A 14,302-nucleotide genomic window follows, 5' to 3' on the forward strand; every position below is an offset into this window, starting at 1 on the left:
TCTCAGGACGGTCGCTTGAAGACGAGCGTCAGCCCGCGGGTGCCCTGTACCTGGCCCGTCCCGATGAGCTGGATGCCGCCGCTCGCGGTGACCTGGAAGGAGAGCTGGGCCTCGGCGAGCGGGAGGGTGCCGCCGCGGGCCGAGGCGTCGGCGAAGAGCTGCTGGAGGGCGTCGACGGTCGCCGCGAGGTTCTTGCGCAGCGGGCCCAGCGGAACCGAGCGCAGAACGGCTTCGCTGTCGCGGCCGAACAGCCCCATCGAGTCCGACCCGCCCGTCCCGTCGTCACCGTCCTCCGTGACGCTGACCCAGAACGGCAGAGTCTGCTCCGAGAGTTCGTTCGGCTGGTCCGTCCCCTGGTCCATCCCCGGTCCTTCCCCCGCACGGTGGCTGGACCAACCTTAGGGCTCGGAAGGGCAATTGAGCAGGCAAACGGTCACTCGTGGTGGATGGGGGACCGACGATCCGTCAGCTGGTGAGCAATTCCAGCTCGGAGCCGATGTTGTACCGCGCGGTCGCCTCCCACTCCGCCGCCCCGTGCGGCGTGTGGAACAGGCGGGGCAGGTCGAGGAGTTGGCGCAGGATCGCGGCGCGGCCCTCGCGGAAGGCGTCGTTCGGGACGAAGGCGTACTCCTGGCGGACGGCGGCGGTGTAGGCGGCGTACGCGTTCGGGGACGAGGCCAGGATCGCCAGGTCGGCGTCGCACAGGACCTGGCCGTTGCGGTCGCCGTCGGACGGGTCGTGGGTGACGGTGAGGCGGACCAGGCGGGCGACTTCCTCGGTCCTCTCCTCGGACACCCCGGCCTCGGGGAGCGCGCGCTCGGCGAGGCGGGCGGACCGCTCCTCGTTCTCGGAGCGGTCGGGGAAGTACACGGCGTCGTGGAACCAGGCGGCCAGCCGCACCAGGTCCGGGTCGTCCGCGTGCTTCTCCAGTACGTCGATGTGGTCGAGGACCGCCTTGAGGTGCGTGACGGTGTGGTAGTGGCGCTGCGCCTCCTGCCAGCGGGTGAGGAGGTTGTCGGCGTAGGGGACCGGGTCCGGGCCGCCGCCGGGCGCCCGGGCTTCTTCCAGGGCGCGGGTCCAGCGGGTGCGCAGGGCATCGAGATCGACCATGCGGCTATTCTCCCGCGCGCTGCCCCAGAGCCCCTAGCGTGAAGACCATGACTCCTGCTGACGTACACGACGTACGCGACCCCGAGCTGCCCGGACGGCTTCTCACCATCGAGCGTGACGCGCTGATACCGCTGCTGCGGGCCAGGCCGGACGAGGACTTCGCGCTGGCCACCACCGCGTGTCCGGGGTGGACCGTGCGGGACGTCCTCGCGCACTGTTCGGCCGCGCTGATCCGGGTGGTGGAGCGCCGGTTCGAGAAGGGTGTGTTCAGCCCGGAGTGCAACGACCGGGACATCGCCGAGCGCGGCGACTGGTCGATGGGTGAGGTCATCGACGAGCTGGAGCGCGGGATGACCGAGGCCGGGCCGGTGATCGCCAAGGCGGGCGGTGTGCTCGACATGGTCGCGCTGGGTGAGTGGGTGCACGCCGGTGACGTACGGGAGGTCTTCGGGGAGCCGGGGGCGTACGCGGGCGACGGGCTGCCGCACGCGCTCACCCTTCTCGCGCGGATCACGCGGGAGAAGGGGCACCTGCCGCTCCATGCCGACCTGGACGATGTGGACGAGCCGCTGCGGCTGGGGGCTGTGCCGGGGGAGCGGCCGCCGGCCCGGTATCTCGGGGATGCGGCGACGTTGGTGCGGTTGTATTCGGGGCGGCCGGTTGTGGGGGCTCGGTATGAGCTGGTCGGGGCGGGGGCGGGGGAGCTGAACATCTTCGGGTGACGGGTGGGTGGGGGTTGCTCGCGCAGTTCCCCGCGCCCCTTAAGGGGCGCGGGGAACTGCGCAGTCTTTTGGGGGTCTGGGGGCGGAGCCCCCAGGTACGGATGGGACGGGTAGGGGCGGCGGGGGCGAAAACCGCTCCGGCCGTACACCGCCTCGCGGCGATCTTCTCGCGGGGGAGCGGCATCTCGGCGTACTCTTGGATTGGACTAGACCTGTAGTCGCCCAAGGGGAAGAGGTCCTATGAGCAAGCGCGCAGTCCTGGAGGTGATCGCCCTCGGCGTGGAGGACGCGGTCGCCGCCCAGGCCGGAGGTGCGGACCGGCTGGAGCTGGTCACCGACATGGCCGCCGACGGACTCACTCCGCCGGTCGAGAACTTCGTCGGGATCCGTGCCGCCGTCGACATCTCGCTGCGCGTGATGCTCCGCCTGGCGGACGGCTTCGCCGCGGGGGACGTCGACGCGCTGGTGCGCGTCGCCAGGCAGATGCGTGCCGCCGGGGCGGACGAGTTCGTGCTCGGGTTCCTCGACGAGCACGGCGGCCCCGACCTCGCCGCCGTGGAGCGGATCATCGCCGAGCTGCACGGCTGCCGCTGGACCTTCCACCGTGCGATCGACCGTGCCGCCGACCGCGACGCCCTGCGCAAGCAGCTCGCCGACCTGCCGGGCCTCGACGCGTACCTCACGGCCGGCTCCCCCGAGGGCGTGGACGATGGCCTCCCCACGCTGGTCGCCGAGGCCGCGCGCAGTGGTGAGCCCGGCTACGAGCCGCGGATCATGGTCGGCGGGGGTCTGCGCCTCGACCATGTGCCGCCGCTGCGCGCCGCGGGGGTCGACGCCTTCCATATCGGCGGCGCCGCCCGCCCCGGGGGCTGGGCCGGGCCGGTCTCGGTGGATGCGGTGCGGGAGTGGCGGGTGGCGCTGGACGCGTAGGGGGCACGTGGGGTGTTCTTCGCCCCCGCCGCCCCTACCCGTCCCATCCCTGGGGGCTGCGCCCCCAGACCCCCCTAAAAGATTGCGCAGTTCCCCGCGCCCCTTTTAGGGGCGCGGGGAACTGCGCGGGCAACCCCCACCGGCCCGCAGGCAAACGAACAACCCCCTACCCACCCCACCCCCGAGGTCACAGATCCGTATCTGCCCGGTAGTTGTTGTGTGTTGAGGGTCTCGTGGCGATCACGGGTCGCCCCCGTGCGTGCATATTAGGGAAGCCTCGGTGAGCCGGGGCATGACAAATGCGCACGTGCACAGCAACAGGGGGACAACGCTCCATGCCATCCATACGCAGCCGCTCGCTCGCGGCCGCCGCAGCGGTGATCGCGGCCATCATGGTCACCACCACGGCCTGTGACAGCAAGAAGGACGACGCGGCCGACGCGGCGCCCTCGTCGTCCGCGCAGGCGGACAAGAACGTGGACACCGGCGGTGACGACAGCGGCGTCTCCATCGGGGGCTACAAGCTGCCCGCCGGTATCCCCACCGACCTCAGCGGCGCCGACCTGGACAAGTGGAAGAACGGGGGGTGGAAGGACTACAGCAACTGGGCATCCAAGGCTGAGGACTTCGCCAACCCGTACATCGAGGACTTCTGGACGCCGGAGCGCATCGCCGCGGCCAAGGAGATCACCGGTGACATGCCGACCGTCGCCAAGTCGACCAACATGAGCTCCGGTTCGGGCGGCGCCGTCTACGCCTACGAGCCCGACGGCCACGTCAAGAAGTACAAGGCCACGCGGGTGAAGTCCACGTACCACCACTACGCGGCGGCCGTGGGCAAGCTGTTCTTCAGCACCCCCGAGGGCGAGTACGTGTGCTCCGCCGCGGTGGTCTCCGACCCCGCGCACCCGGGCAAGTCCAACATGGTGTGGACCGCGGGCCACTGCGTGCACGGCGGCAAGGGCGCGGGCTGGTACCGCAACATCGCCTTCTACCCGTCCTTCAACAACAAGGGCAACCTGAACATCCAGCAGGCGGTCCAGAACGCCAACTCCCGCAGCGTCTCGCCGTACGGCAGCTACTGGGCCGACTGGGCCATCACGTCCAACAACTGGATCAAGGGCGGCTCGGGCCACAGCGGCACCTGGGCCTCCACGTACGACTACGCCGTGCTGCACGTCAAGCAGCCCAAGGGCCACAAGTCGCTGCAGGAGCAGGTCGGTTCGGCCCTGCCGGTGTGGTTCAACGCCCCGGCGGCGAACAAGGTCAAGAACATGAAGGTCCGCGGCTACCCCGCCGCTTCGCCCTACGAGGGCTCGAAGATGTACGACTGCCGCGGCGCCACCAAGCGCTACGTGCTCGGTGCCAGCTACCCGAGCAAGTACCCGGCCGAGTACCAGGTCGGCTGCACCATGACCGGCGGCGCCTCGGGCGGCCCCTGGTACATGTCGCACAAGGGCCGCAACTACCTCGTGTCCAACACCTCGTTGGGCGGCAACGGTGCGCTGACCGGGCCGCGCCTCGGCACGGACGCCAAGGCGGTCTACCAGGCCATGTGGAAGAAGTTCAAGTAGTTCTAGTGGTTCTCGTAGTTCAAGTAACAGCCCTGGCGTGACCGGGGAGTTGAGGTGGCCGCGGTGCTCATGGGCGCCGCGGCCACCCCTGTCTCAGGCCCGGACCGGGGCGGGTTTCGCCGGGGTCCGGGCCGGGCGCGCTTCCCGTGTCGTGAACGCCGCCACGGCCACCGCCAGCGCCGCCAGCCCCGCCCCCGCCAGCAGGAACCAGCGGTCTCCGAACAGCGAGATCGCGAGGCTTCCGGTGCCGCCGGCCGCCGCGATGCCCAGGTACAGCGCGCTGCTGTTGAGGGAGATGAGCAGGGGAGCGTTCGCCGGGTCGAGGGAGGCGAGGCGGGCGGTGAGGGCGACGGCGATGGACCAGCCGACGAGTGGGGTGAGCGCGGCGGACGCCAGCGCGGTCGGCAGGGACTGGAGCGTCCAGGGGGATGCGGTGGCGAGCGCCAGGTACGCCGTGCCCGAGGCGAGGATCACCGGTCGCGCCCCCCACCGGTCGACCAGCCGCCCGCCGAGCTGGCCGCCCCCCACGGACGCGAATCCGGACACCAGGAGCAGCAACGTCAGCCGGTCCTGATCGCCGCCGGTCGCGGGGTAGGTGGCCACCGTGTAGTAGATGTAGGTCGTCTGGAAGGCCAGGAAGACCAGGAACGTCGTGAGGGCCGCACCCAGGACGCGGGGGTTGGCGAGCGGCGTCAGCCGCTCGCGCAGGCTCAACCCGCCTACGGGTTGCGGCAGTTCGCGCAGCATCAGCGCGAGCCCGGCGAACGCGGCCAGCCCGAGCGCCGTCACCAGCCACATCGTCAGCCGCCAGTCGGTGCGGCCGATCCAGGTGCCCAGCGGAACCCCGAGAGCGGTGGCGGCGGTCAGTCCGCCCATCACCACGGCGATGGCCCGCCCGCGCCGCTCGGGCGGTACGAGCGAGGTGGCGACGGCGTTGGCCGTCGGCGTGTAGAGCGCGGCGCCGACGGCGGCCAGTACCCGGGTGGCGAGCAGGACGCCGTACGAGGGAGCCAGTGCCGTAAGGGCGTTGGCGACGCTGAAGACGGCGAGTGCGGAAAGCAGGGCGCGGTGGCGGGGCCAGCGGGCGGTCGCCGTGGCGAGCACGGGCGCGAGCGCCGCGTACGAGAGGGCGAAGACGGTCACCAGTTGTCCGGCGACCGTGATGGAGACGTTCAGATCGCGGGCGATGAGCGGCAGGATGCCGGCCATGACCATGCCATCCGTGCCCACGGCGAAGGTGCCGAGGGCGAGCAGGAGCAGTCGTAAGCGCACGGGGGTCCCCCAAGAGTCCGTGAACGGTTTGACGTTGGTCAAACAATAGAGACTGTTGGATGATTGTCAAACGGTAAGGAGAGAGGTGTGCCCGTGAAGTCGGTTAAGTCCGTGAAGGGCGAGGAAGGCGAGTGGCTGCCGCAGCCCGACGCGGACGACATCGAGCTGGTCAAGGTGCTGCACGCGCTCGGTGACCCGGTGCGGCTGTGGCTGCTGAAGAAGTACGCGACCGGCGAACAGTTCAGCTGCGCCCCGGACGTGCTCGGCGTCGGCCATCTGCACAAGTCGACCGTCTCGCACCACATGCGGATCATGCGTGAGGCCGGGCTCACCTCGACGCGGGCCGTCGGCCGCAACCGCTTCGTGCGGCTGCGCCGTGACGACCTCGACGCCCGGTTCCCCGGCCTCCTGGACGCGCTGCTGAAGGCGCTTCCTGATTCCCTGCCCGACTTCCCTGCCTGAATTCCCTCTCTGATCAGGTGAGTTGGGGTGGCAGTGGCGCCGCGTGCGTGACGATCAGGCCCGAGACCGCTCGGGTCAGGGCCACGTACAGGCGGCGCAGGCCCGTCCGCTCGTCCGGTTCGCCGTCGACCACGGCCTGTGGCTCGTCCAGGACCACGTAGTCGTACTCCAGACCCTTGGCGAGCGAGGCCGGTACGAGGGTGAGCCGGGTCTCGGCCGTCGTCTCCTCGCCCGGGCCGAGATACGTCAGCCCGGCCGCCGCCAGCGCCTCGGCGAGGACGGGAATGCGGGCGTCGGCGGCGATCAGGCCGGTGGAACCCTCGTTGCGCAGCAACTCCCGCACCGCTTCGACGACTTCGGCTTCGACGACTTCGGTGTCGGTCTCGTCCGTGCCGGCCGCGCCGGTGTGCGCCCGTACCTCGAAGAAGCCCGGGTTCTCCCGCACCGACGCCACCGGGGTCAGCCCGGGCGCGATGTGCGGCAGCAGCCGGGACGCGTAGGTGATGACATCGGTGGGCACACGGAAGCCCGCCGTCAGCTCCTCGATCACGGCCTCGCCCTTGCCGAGGTGGCGCAGCGCCTCGTCCCAGCTCCGCGTCGCCCACGGGGTCGTCCCCTGCGCCAGATCCCCCAGCACGGTCGCCGAACCGGTCGTGCAGCGCCGGCCGACGGCCCGGTACTGCATCGGGGAGAGGTCCTGCGCCTCGTCGAGCACCACATGCCCGAGTGAGTGCGTGCGCTGCACGAGGTCGGTGGCCTCGTCGATCAACACGGCGTCCGCGGCGGACCACTTGGCGGCTTTGACGCTCCGCACGGGCTTCTGCCAGAGGATCTCCTTCTGCTCGTCCTCGTCGAGGAGCCCCTCCGCGTGTACGGCGAGGAAGTCGGCGTCGGAGAGCAGCCGCAGGACGAGTTTGGCGGGGTCGACGGGCGGCCAGACCGCCTTGACCGCGGCCTTCACGGCGGTGTTGCGGGCGACGGCGTCCTGCACCCGGTCGTCCGGCGCCTCGCCCGACCGCTCCATCTGCACCAGCACGGCGTGCGCGATCCGCTGCGGAAGGGCCTCGCGGGCGGCGCCGTACCGGATGTCGCGGTCGAGCAACTCCCGGACGATCTCCTCCAGTTCGTACGCCGCCACCCGCCAGCGCCGCGAACCGCGCACGACGACGACCGGCTCGGCCGGCAGGGTCACATGGGAGCGCACGGCCCGCCGCAGCACTTCCGCCATCCGGGCGTCGCCCTTGATGACGGCGGCGGTCGCGTCGTCGCTTCCGCTTACCTCGACATGGGCGACGAGGTCGTCGACGGTCGCCTGCTTGACCTCCAACTCGCCCAGAGCCGGGAGGACTTGCTCGATGTAGTGCAGGAAGGACTTGTTCGGCCCGATGACCAGGGTGCCGGTGCGGGCGAGCCGCTCCCGGTGGGCGTACAGCAGATACGCGACGCGGTGCAGGCCGACGGCGGTCTTTCCGGTGCCGGGGCCTCCCTGCACACAGACCGAGCCGGACAGTCCCGACCGTACGATCTCGTCCTGCTCGGGCTGGATGGTCGCCACGATGTCGCGCATCGGGCCGACGCGCGGCCGCTCGATCTCCTGCTGGAGCAGCTTGCTGGTGGCCGCGGCCTCGGCGGGGTCGGAGAGGTGCTCGTCCTCGTACGCCGTGAGGTCGCCGCCCGTGTATCCGAAGCGGCGGCGCAGCCCGACGTCCATCGGGCTCTTCTTCGAGGCCCGGTAGAACGGCTGCGACACCGGCGCGCGCCAGTCGATGACCATCGGGTCGCCCTCGGCGTCGTGCACATGCCGCCGTCCGATGTAGAAGCGCTCGCCCTCGGCGCCCTCCGCCTTGTCGGCGCCCGGCGGGTGCAGGTAGTCGAGCCGCCCGAAGAACAGCGGGGTGTGACTGAGGTCGGCGAGGGCCTTGATGCGCTCGTCCATCTGGCGCTGGAGCACCGCGGCGTTCACCCAGTTCGCGGTGACGTCACGGATGTCGAGGTTCTCGACGTCCTCGCGCATCGCGCGCAGGGCGGCGCGGGACTGGCCGAGGTGGGCTTGCTCGCGGGAGAGGGGATCGTCGGACGGGGTGGACACGGGGGTTGCCTCCGGGGACCTGCTGCGTGGGTGATTCCTGGATGCCGTCCGGTTTCCGGCCGGACAGCGGCACTCCGTGACAGGAGGCGGGCAAGAGCGGAGATTCTAGGTGACGGGAGGATGTGGGGGCGAATGGTTTTCCACGGTCCGGGACCGGTGGTCTTCCACGGTCCGGGACCGGTGGTCTTCCCCGGCCCGGACCGGTCTCAGGGGTGTGCCCTTGGGGGCCCTAGGGGTTGGGGTCCGTCGTGAGGCGTACGGCGAGCGGTCCGCAGGTGTACGAGAGGGCTGCCGAGGTTCGGTCGGAAGACCGACGCCATCGGGGGCTCGGAGTTCCACCATGGATACATGAGCGCAGCAACCTTCACCCCAGGCACGGGCCACCCCGGTCCCCCCAGCGGCGCGACCGCCGCGACCTCCACCCACCACCGCCACCGTCTCGGCGACGCCCTGCGCGCCGTCAAGGTGTTCGCGGGCGCGGCACTCCGCGTGGTGCTCCTCGGCGAGTACGGAGAGGAGGCGGGCGTACGACGCCGGTGAGCCGTCCGCCGGGGCGAAGTCCCCCGGCACTAGGGTCACTCCGTGCTTCAGCGGAAAGTGACCGAATCGTCACGCAACGAAGTCGCCCTGCTCGCCCTCTCCTTCGCCGCCTTCTGCGCGCTGTGCGTCGTCACACGCGCCCCCATGGCCGACGCGCTGGTCTACCGGGCCGAGGGCGCGGCCGTACTGAACGGCACGGATCTCTACGGGTTCAGCGTCACCGAGTGGCAGCTGCCCGCCACGTACCCGCCCTTCGCGGCGCTTCTCTTCGTGCCGACGGCCTGGCTCGCGCCGGGCGCCCTCAAGGTGGCCTTCGTCGCCGGAAACGTGGGCCTGCTGGCGCTGCTGGTCCGGCTCTCCTGCCGTTTCGCGGGACTTCCGGTGCGACTCCCGGCGCTCTGTGCCGCCACCGCCTTCGCCCTGTGGCTCGAACCCGTCTTCCAGACCGTCCTCTTCGGTCAGATCAACCTGGCCGTCGTCTGCCTGATCCTCTGGGACCTGACCCGGCCGCCCGGCGCCCCCGGCAAGGGCATCGCGCTGGGCATCGCCGCCGGGGTGAAACTCACGCCCGCCGTCTTCATCGCGTACCTGCTGCTCAGGCGCCGCCGCCGGGAGGCGGCAGGCGCCGCGTCGGCCTTCGCCGCGACCGTCCTGCTGGGCGCACTCGCGCTGCCCGCCGCGAGCGTCGACTTCTGGACCCGGCGGCTGTACGAGACCGGTCGCGTCGGCAAGGCATGGATCGTCGACAACCAGTCGCTTCAGGGGCTGATCGCCCGCGCCCTGGGGGAGCCCGCACCGGGCCTCGCCTGGGCGCTGCCCGCGGCGGCGGTCGGGTGCGCGGGCCTGTGGCTGGCGGCCCGACGGGCCGGGGACGAGCGCTGGGGCGTTCTCGGGACCGCGTTCACGGCCCTCCTGATCTCCCCGATCAGCTGGTCGCACCACTGGGTGTGGTGCGTCCCGCTGATCGCCGTGCTGTACGCGGACGGCCGCCTCCGCCAGGCCGCGGCCGTCACCGCGGTCTTCGCGGCCCGCACTCTCTGGCTGATCCCGCACCAGGGCGAGCTGGACCTCCGACTCCCCTGGTGGCAGCAGCCGTTGGCGGCGCCGTACCCCCTACTGGGGTTGCTGCTGCTCGCTCAGCTGTCGGTCCCGGTCCCGGTCCCGGTATCGGTGTCGGTGAGCAACTCGTCCGCGTCCATGATCCGGTAGGCGTACCCCTGTTCCGCCAGGAAGCGCTGGCGGTGGGCGGCGAAGTCCTGGTCGATGGTGTCGCGGGCGACGACGGAGTAGAAGTGCGCCTGGTGGCCGTCGGCCTTGGGGCGCAGCACCCGCCCGAGCCGCTGGGCTTCCTCCTGCCGTGACCCGAAGGTGCCGGACACCTGGATGGCGACGGTCGCCTCGGGCAGGTCGATGGAGAAGTTGGCGACCTTCGACACGACGAGGACGCTGATCTCGCCCTCCCGGAAGGCGTCGAAGAGCTTCTCGCGCTGCGCGTTGCTGGTCTCGCCCTTGATGACGGGCGCGTTCAAGTGCTCGCCCAACTCGTCGAGTTGGTCGATGTACTGGCCGATCACGAGGATCTGCTGCCCCGCGAACCTCCGCACCAGCGCCTCGGTCACCTTCCGCTTGGTGGCGGTCGTGGCGCAGAAGCGGTACTTCTCCTCGGTCTCGGCGGTGGCGTAGGCGAGCCGCTCGGAGTCGGTGAGATTGACGCGGACCTCGACACAGTCGGCGGGCGCGATGTACCCCTGTGCCTCGATCTCCTTCCAGGGCGCGTCGAACCGCTTGGGCCCGATGAGGGAGAAGACGTCCGACTCGCGCCCGTCCTCGCGGACCAGGGTGGCGGTCAGGCCCAGCCGCCTGCGGGCCTGGAGATCGGCGGTGAACTTGAAGACGGGCGCGGGCAGCAGATGCACCTCGTCGTAGACGATGAGCCCCCAGTCACGGGAGTCGAAGAGCTCCAGGTGGGGATAGATCCCCTTCCGCTTGGTCGTCAGCACCTGGTACGTCGCGATGGTGACCGGCCGGATCTCCTTGCGCGTACCGCTGTACTCGCCGATCTCGTCCTCGGTGAGACTCGTGCGCTTCACCAGCTCGTGCTTCCACTGCCGGGCCGAGACGGTGTTGGTGACGAGGATGAGGGTGGTGGCCTTGGCCTGCGCCATGGACCCGGCACCCACAAGCGTCTTCCCGGCACCGCAGGGCAGCACGACGACCCCGCTGCCGCCGTGCCAGAAGTTCTCCACGGCCTGCCGCTGGTACGGGCGCAGCGCCCAGCCGTCCTCGGCCAGCTCGATGGGGTGTGCCTCCCCGTCGACGTATCCGGCGAGGTCCTCGGCCGGCCAGCCCAGCTTGAGCAGCGTCTGCTTGATCTGCCCGCGCTCGGACGGGTGCACGGCGACGGTGTCCGGGTCGATCCGGGCGCCCACCAGCGGGGCGATCCGCTTGGAGCGCAGCACCTCTTCGAGCACGGGCCGGTCGGTGCTGGTGAGGACGAGCCCGTGCGCCGGGTCCTTGCTCAGCGTGAGCCGCCCGTAACGGTCCATCGTCTCGGCGATGTCGACGAGCAGCGCGTGCGGCACGGGATAGCGGCTGAACTCCACGAGCGCGTCGACGACCTGCTCGGCGTCGTGGCCCGCGGCCCGCGCGTTCCACAGCCCCAGCGGCGTCACCCGGTACGTGTGAATGTGCTCGGGCGCCCGCTCCAGCTCGGCGAACGGCGCGATGACCCGCCGGCACGCGTCCGCCAGCTCGTGATCGACTTCCAGCAGGAGTGTCTTGTCGCTCTGGACGATGAGGGGTCCGTTCACACCCGTCCCTTTCTGCGTGCCGGCATCCCAGCGCGGATGCCCGGCCAAACGTCCAGTGTGCCCCATCCGGCTCAGAACCCCAGGGGCTGTGTCCTCCACCACGCGTAGAGGACGTCGGCGTAGGCGTCCTCGGCGGTCCGGGTCCGGTTCAGGCCTGGTCGTCCGCCAGCTCCGCGACCCCCGTCACCCGGTGCAGCGGATACGTGCGGACTTCGTCCGCCGTGTGGTCGTACGCCGTGACGAAGCCGCCCTCGACGCGGATCGGGGCGATGACGCGCTGGGTGGCGGCGCCCTCGGCGTTGACGTAGCCGATCCAGAGGGATTCGCCGGTGAGGACGGCGGCCTGCATGGTGGCGAGGGTCTCGGCGGAGCTGGTGCGGGGGAGCTCGCCGTTGCCGGGGTGATCGGTGGCCGCGTCCTGCTTGCGGGGGGTCGTGGAGGCCAGGTCGCCGGCGCGGATGGCGCGGATCGCGGCGCCGAGGAGAGTGGCGTCGGGAACCGGGGGGCCCTCCGGGACGGGCTCGGGGGCGGTGCGCGGCGGGGTGCGGTGGGCGTGCGCGCGGGTGATCAGGACATCGCCCTCGGCGGACTCGGCGGCGGGCGCGAAGCCCATCGAGCGGAGGCCTTCGAGGAGGGCCGAGGGGTCGGCCTGGGAGGCCAGGACGGTGGGCGCCAGGCGGCGCAGCCGCAGACCCTGCGAGCGCTTGTCGGCGAGGATCTCGTTCAGCAGCGCGTCGTCGTCGCAGCGGACGTACGCCGACGCCGCGCCGATCCGCAGATGGCCGTGCCTGCGCGCCACGTCGTCGATGAGATACGCGAGCGGCTGCGGGACCGGTGTGCGGGAGTGGGCGGCGAGGAACGCGTGCAGGTCCGACGCCGAGCGGCCCGCGTCCAGCGCGCGGCGTACCGAGGCGGGAGTGAAGCGGTAGACCGTCGCGCCGCCCTTCGACTCCACGTCCGCGAGGACGCCCAGCGTGTCCGCCAGGGGGCGCTCCAGGGGGCCCGGCGCGACCGCGGTCAGGTCCGCCTGGAGGAGGACGTGGTCCAGCGGCTCCGGGAGGAGGGGGGCGAGCAGCCGGGCGGCCCGGGTGGCGGCCGCGGCCTGTTCGGCGGGGGAGTGCGCGGCCTCGGGGAGGGCGTGGTGCCGCTTGTGGGCGGGCAGCTTGTCGCCGGGGCCGGTGGGGCCGGTGGGCTCACCCTCCAGGGCGGACGGCGACGGGAACCCCAGCAGGGCCCGCCCCTGCGCCGACAGCGCCCCCCGGCCCGTGATCCCCAGCAGCTCCGCCTCGGACAGGGTCCAGCGGGCCAGCCGGGTGCGCAGGTCGTCCGAGGCGGACCGGTCGCCCCGCAGGGGGCGCTCCCAGTGCAGACGGGCGAGGACGGAGTCCGCGGTGGGGGAGGCGCCCTCGGGGAGCGCGGCGAGGAGGGTCAGTACACGGTGGCGGACCTCGGGGGCGGCGGAGCGGTCCAGGCCGGGCCCGAGCGCCGAGAGCGTACGGTCCTTCGCGTCCCGCGCGCCGACCAGCCCCGCCGTCCGCGTCGCCGCCAGCCACGCCGAGGCGAGCCGCGCCCAGCGCCCGGCGGCGGGCAGCTCCAGCCACTCGTCGTACCCGGGCGTCGCCGCGTACCGTTCGTCGGCCTCGCCGTCCGAGGCCAACAGCCCCGCCGCGTAGGCGAGCTCGACCCAGAACGCGGCGATCGGCTCCGACAGGTCCAGTGCCACCGCCGTCCGCTTCAGGTCCCGCACGCTCAGCCCGCCCGCGCGCAGCACCGCCGGACCGCCCTCGTGCCAGTCCTTGAGCAGTTCCTCGATGGTCGCCAGCGCCGTGTACGCCTGGCCGGCCGCCGCGGCGTCCACAACCTGTGGACGGTGGGTCCGTGCGGCCTCGACCGCCGGCGCCACCGGCTCCGCCGCCCGGTGCGCGCGGCCCGCCCGCAGATGCAGGGCGACCTCCCGGGGCAGTACGACCGTGCCGGGCGCGGTCGGCAGCAGCAGCCCGCGGTCGATCAGCCAGCGCAGATGCCGCGCCGGGTCGGCCGTCACCTGGCCGTACGGCGGCCCCCACACCAGCCGCGACAGCACGTCCACCGACTCGGCGGGCGCGTCGTCGAGCAGCGCCGACATCCGCGCCCGGTCCGTGAACAGGCCGGTGAGCGACGCGACGGCCGACACGGAGTCGTGGGTGGTGGGCAGCCCGGCCGCCGCCACGATCTCCTGGATACGGCCCGGAGACATCCCCGCCGTGGCTTCGGCGACCGTCGGGCCCAGACCGGTCGGGGACGGGTGCTGCGGGGACGGCGCGAGCAGCTCCCGCGCCGTCCGTACGAGGCGGAGGCGGTCGTCGGGGCCCCAGGCCAGGGCCTGCTCGCGGAGCGTCCCGAGGGCGCGCGGGAACGCCGCCATGACCGCCGGGTCGCGGTCGTCGCCGGCCATCAGGCTCATGAGCTCGTCGTACGTCGCCGGGTCCGCCGCCACGGCCAGGGCTTCCGCCGTCTGCAGGGCGAAGCGGTCCAGGCGTTCCAGGGCGCGGACTACCGAGGCGCGGGTGCCGGCGCGGGTGGCGAGCTGGGTGAGGTCTGTGGGGACGGGGGTGATCAGGTCCGGGCGCGACCTGAGGAGCGTGGACAGTGAGGTGTCGTCCCGCGTGCGGAGGGCTTCCGCCAGGGAACGCGGAGCGGTCTCGGTGCTCATCCTGTCAACGGTAGCGGTTGGGTTGCGCGGGGGGAGTCCTTCGCCCCCGCCGCCCCTACCCGTCCCATCCCCAGGGGCTCCGCCCCTTCGACCCCGTGGGG

The 14,302-nt window shown here is 71.9% G+C and carries 12 protein-coding genes; 6 read left to right on the forward strand and 6 right to left on the reverse strand.

All coding sequences use genetic code 11. The features are described 5' to 3' along the window. Positions 1-2 precede the first annotated feature (2 nt). Positions 3-362 carry a Pepco domain-containing protein gene (locus OIC96_RS26550; RefSeq protein WP_330305449.1) on the reverse strand — a complete coding sequence of 120 codons (360 nt, stop codon included), beginning with the start codon at positions 360-362 and terminating at the stop codon, positions 3-5. A 103-nt stretch (positions 363-465) separates the two neighbouring features. Continuing rightward, the gene (locus tag OIC96_RS26555; RefSeq protein ID WP_330305448.1) at positions 466-1,110 is read right to left on the reverse strand and encodes an HD domain-containing protein; all 645 of its coding nucleotides are present in this window, start codon (positions 1,108-1,110) and stop codon (positions 466-468) included. Between the two features lie 47 nt (positions 1,111-1,157). Between OIC96_RS26555 and OIC96_RS26560 the strand changes: the two genes are divergently transcribed. The 3 genes from OIC96_RS26560 to OIC96_RS26570 all read left to right on the forward strand — a co-directional run bounded on the left by OIC96_RS26560 (position 1,158) and on the right by OIC96_RS26570 (position 4,336). Continuing rightward, the gene (locus tag OIC96_RS26560) at positions 1,158-1,832 is read left to right on the forward strand and encodes a maleylpyruvate isomerase family mycothiol-dependent enzyme (protein ID WP_330462139.1); all 675 of its coding nucleotides are present in this window, start codon (positions 1,158-1,160) and stop codon (positions 1,830-1,832) included. Between the two features lie 240 nt (positions 1,833-2,072). After that, positions 2,073-2,762: a copper homeostasis protein CutC gene (locus OIC96_RS26565; protein ID WP_330305446.1), complete on the forward strand. Its 690-nt coding sequence runs from the start codon at positions 2,073-2,075 to the stop codon at positions 2,760-2,762. Between the two features lie 335 nt (positions 2,763-3,097). Continuing rightward, a complete protein-coding gene (locus tag OIC96_RS26570) occupies positions 3,098-4,336 on the forward strand; it encodes a trypsin-like serine peptidase (RefSeq protein ID WP_330305445.1) in 1,239 nt (412 codons plus the stop codon). Positions 4,337-4,429: 93 nt separating this feature from the next. Here OIC96_RS26570 and OIC96_RS26575 read toward each other — a convergent pair whose 3' ends face one another. Beyond that, on the reverse strand, positions 4,430-5,608 hold the full coding sequence (locus OIC96_RS26575) for an MFS transporter (protein ID WP_330305444.1): 1,179 nt from the start codon (positions 5,606-5,608) through the stop codon (positions 4,430-4,432). 93 nt (positions 5,609-5,701) lie between these two features. On the opposite strand from OIC96_RS26575, the gene OIC96_RS26580 reads away from it, so the two are divergent. Then, entirely contained in the window at positions 5,702-6,070 is a 369-nt protein-coding gene (locus OIC96_RS26580; protein WP_330305443.1) for an ArsR/SmtB family transcription factor, read from the forward strand. A gap of 13 nt (positions 6,071-6,083) precedes the next feature. Here the strand turns inward: OIC96_RS26580 and OIC96_RS26585 are convergent, their stop codons facing one another. After that, the gene (locus OIC96_RS26585; protein ID WP_330310164.1) at positions 6,084-8,084 is read right to left on the reverse strand and encodes a HelD family protein; all 2,001 of its coding nucleotides are present in this window, start codon (positions 8,082-8,084) and stop codon (positions 6,084-6,086) included. A gap of 423 nt (positions 8,085-8,507) precedes the next feature. Between OIC96_RS26585 and OIC96_RS26590 the strand changes: the two genes are divergently transcribed. Further along, positions 8,508-8,699 (forward strand): hypothetical protein, encoded by a 192-nt coding sequence (locus OIC96_RS26590; RefSeq protein WP_330305442.1) that lies wholly within the window; start codon positions 8,508-8,510, stop codon positions 8,697-8,699. An 87-nt stretch (positions 8,700-8,786) separates the two neighbouring features. Continuing rightward, a complete protein-coding gene (locus OIC96_RS26595; protein ID WP_330310163.1) occupies positions 8,787-9,908 on the forward strand; it encodes a glycosyltransferase 87 family protein in 1,122 nt (373 codons plus the stop codon). Here OIC96_RS26595 and OIC96_RS26600 read toward each other — a convergent pair. Together OIC96_RS26600 and OIC96_RS26605 are read right to left on the reverse strand one after the other, a co-directional pair. Further along, positions 9,836-11,509 carry a DNA repair helicase XPB gene (locus tag OIC96_RS26600; protein ID WP_330305441.1) on the reverse strand — a complete coding sequence of 558 codons (1,674 nt, stop codon included), beginning with the start codon at positions 11,507-11,509 and terminating at the stop codon, positions 9,836-9,838. The genes OIC96_RS26595 and OIC96_RS26600 overlap by 73 nt on opposite strands. Positions 11,510-11,657: 148 nt before the next feature. Further along, the gene (locus OIC96_RS26605; protein ID WP_330305440.1) at positions 11,658-14,201 is read right to left on the reverse strand and encodes a helicase C-terminal domain-containing protein; all 2,544 of its coding nucleotides are present in this window, start codon (positions 14,199-14,201) and stop codon (positions 11,658-11,660) included. Positions 14,202-14,302 lie beyond the last annotated feature (101 nt).

The organism is Streptomyces sp. NBC_00775 (assembly GCF_036347135.1).
GTDB classification, from domain to species: Bacteria; Actinomycetota; Actinomycetes; order Streptomycetales; family Streptomycetaceae; genus Streptomyces; species Streptomyces lutosisoli.

Bases quoted from the DNA above. Each gene is read 5' to 3' on its own strand.
- OIC96_RS26590 (WP_330305442.1), top strand. From the start codon at position 8,508: ATGAGCGCAGCAACCTTCACCCCAGGCACGGGCCACCCCGGTCCCCCC.
- OIC96_RS26550 (WP_330305449.1), bottom strand. From the start codon at position 362: ATGGACCAGGGGACGGACCAGCCGAACGAACTCTCGGAGCAGACTCTG.
- OIC96_RS26585 (WP_330310164.1), bottom strand. From the start codon at position 8,084: ATGCGCGAGGACGTCGAGAACCTCGACATCCGTGACGTCACCGCGAAC.
- OIC96_RS26570 (WP_330305445.1), top strand. From the start codon at position 3,098: ATGCCATCCATACGCAGCCGCTCGCTCGCGGCCGCCGCAGCGGTGATC.
- OIC96_RS26560 (WP_330462139.1), top strand. From the start codon at position 1,158: ATGACTCCTGCTGACGTACACGACGTACGCGACCCCGAGCTGCCCGGA.
- OIC96_RS26555 (WP_330305448.1), bottom strand. From the start codon at position 1,110: ATGGTCGATCTCGATGCCCTGCGCACCCGCTGGACCCGCGCCCTGGAA.
- OIC96_RS26605 (WP_330305440.1), bottom strand. From the start codon at position 14,201: ATGAGCACCGAGACCGCTCCGCGTTCCCTGGCGGAAGCCCTCCGCACG.
- OIC96_RS26565 (WP_330305446.1), top strand. From the start codon at position 2,073: ATGAGCAAGCGCGCAGTCCTGGAGGTGATCGCCCTCGGCGTGGAGGAC.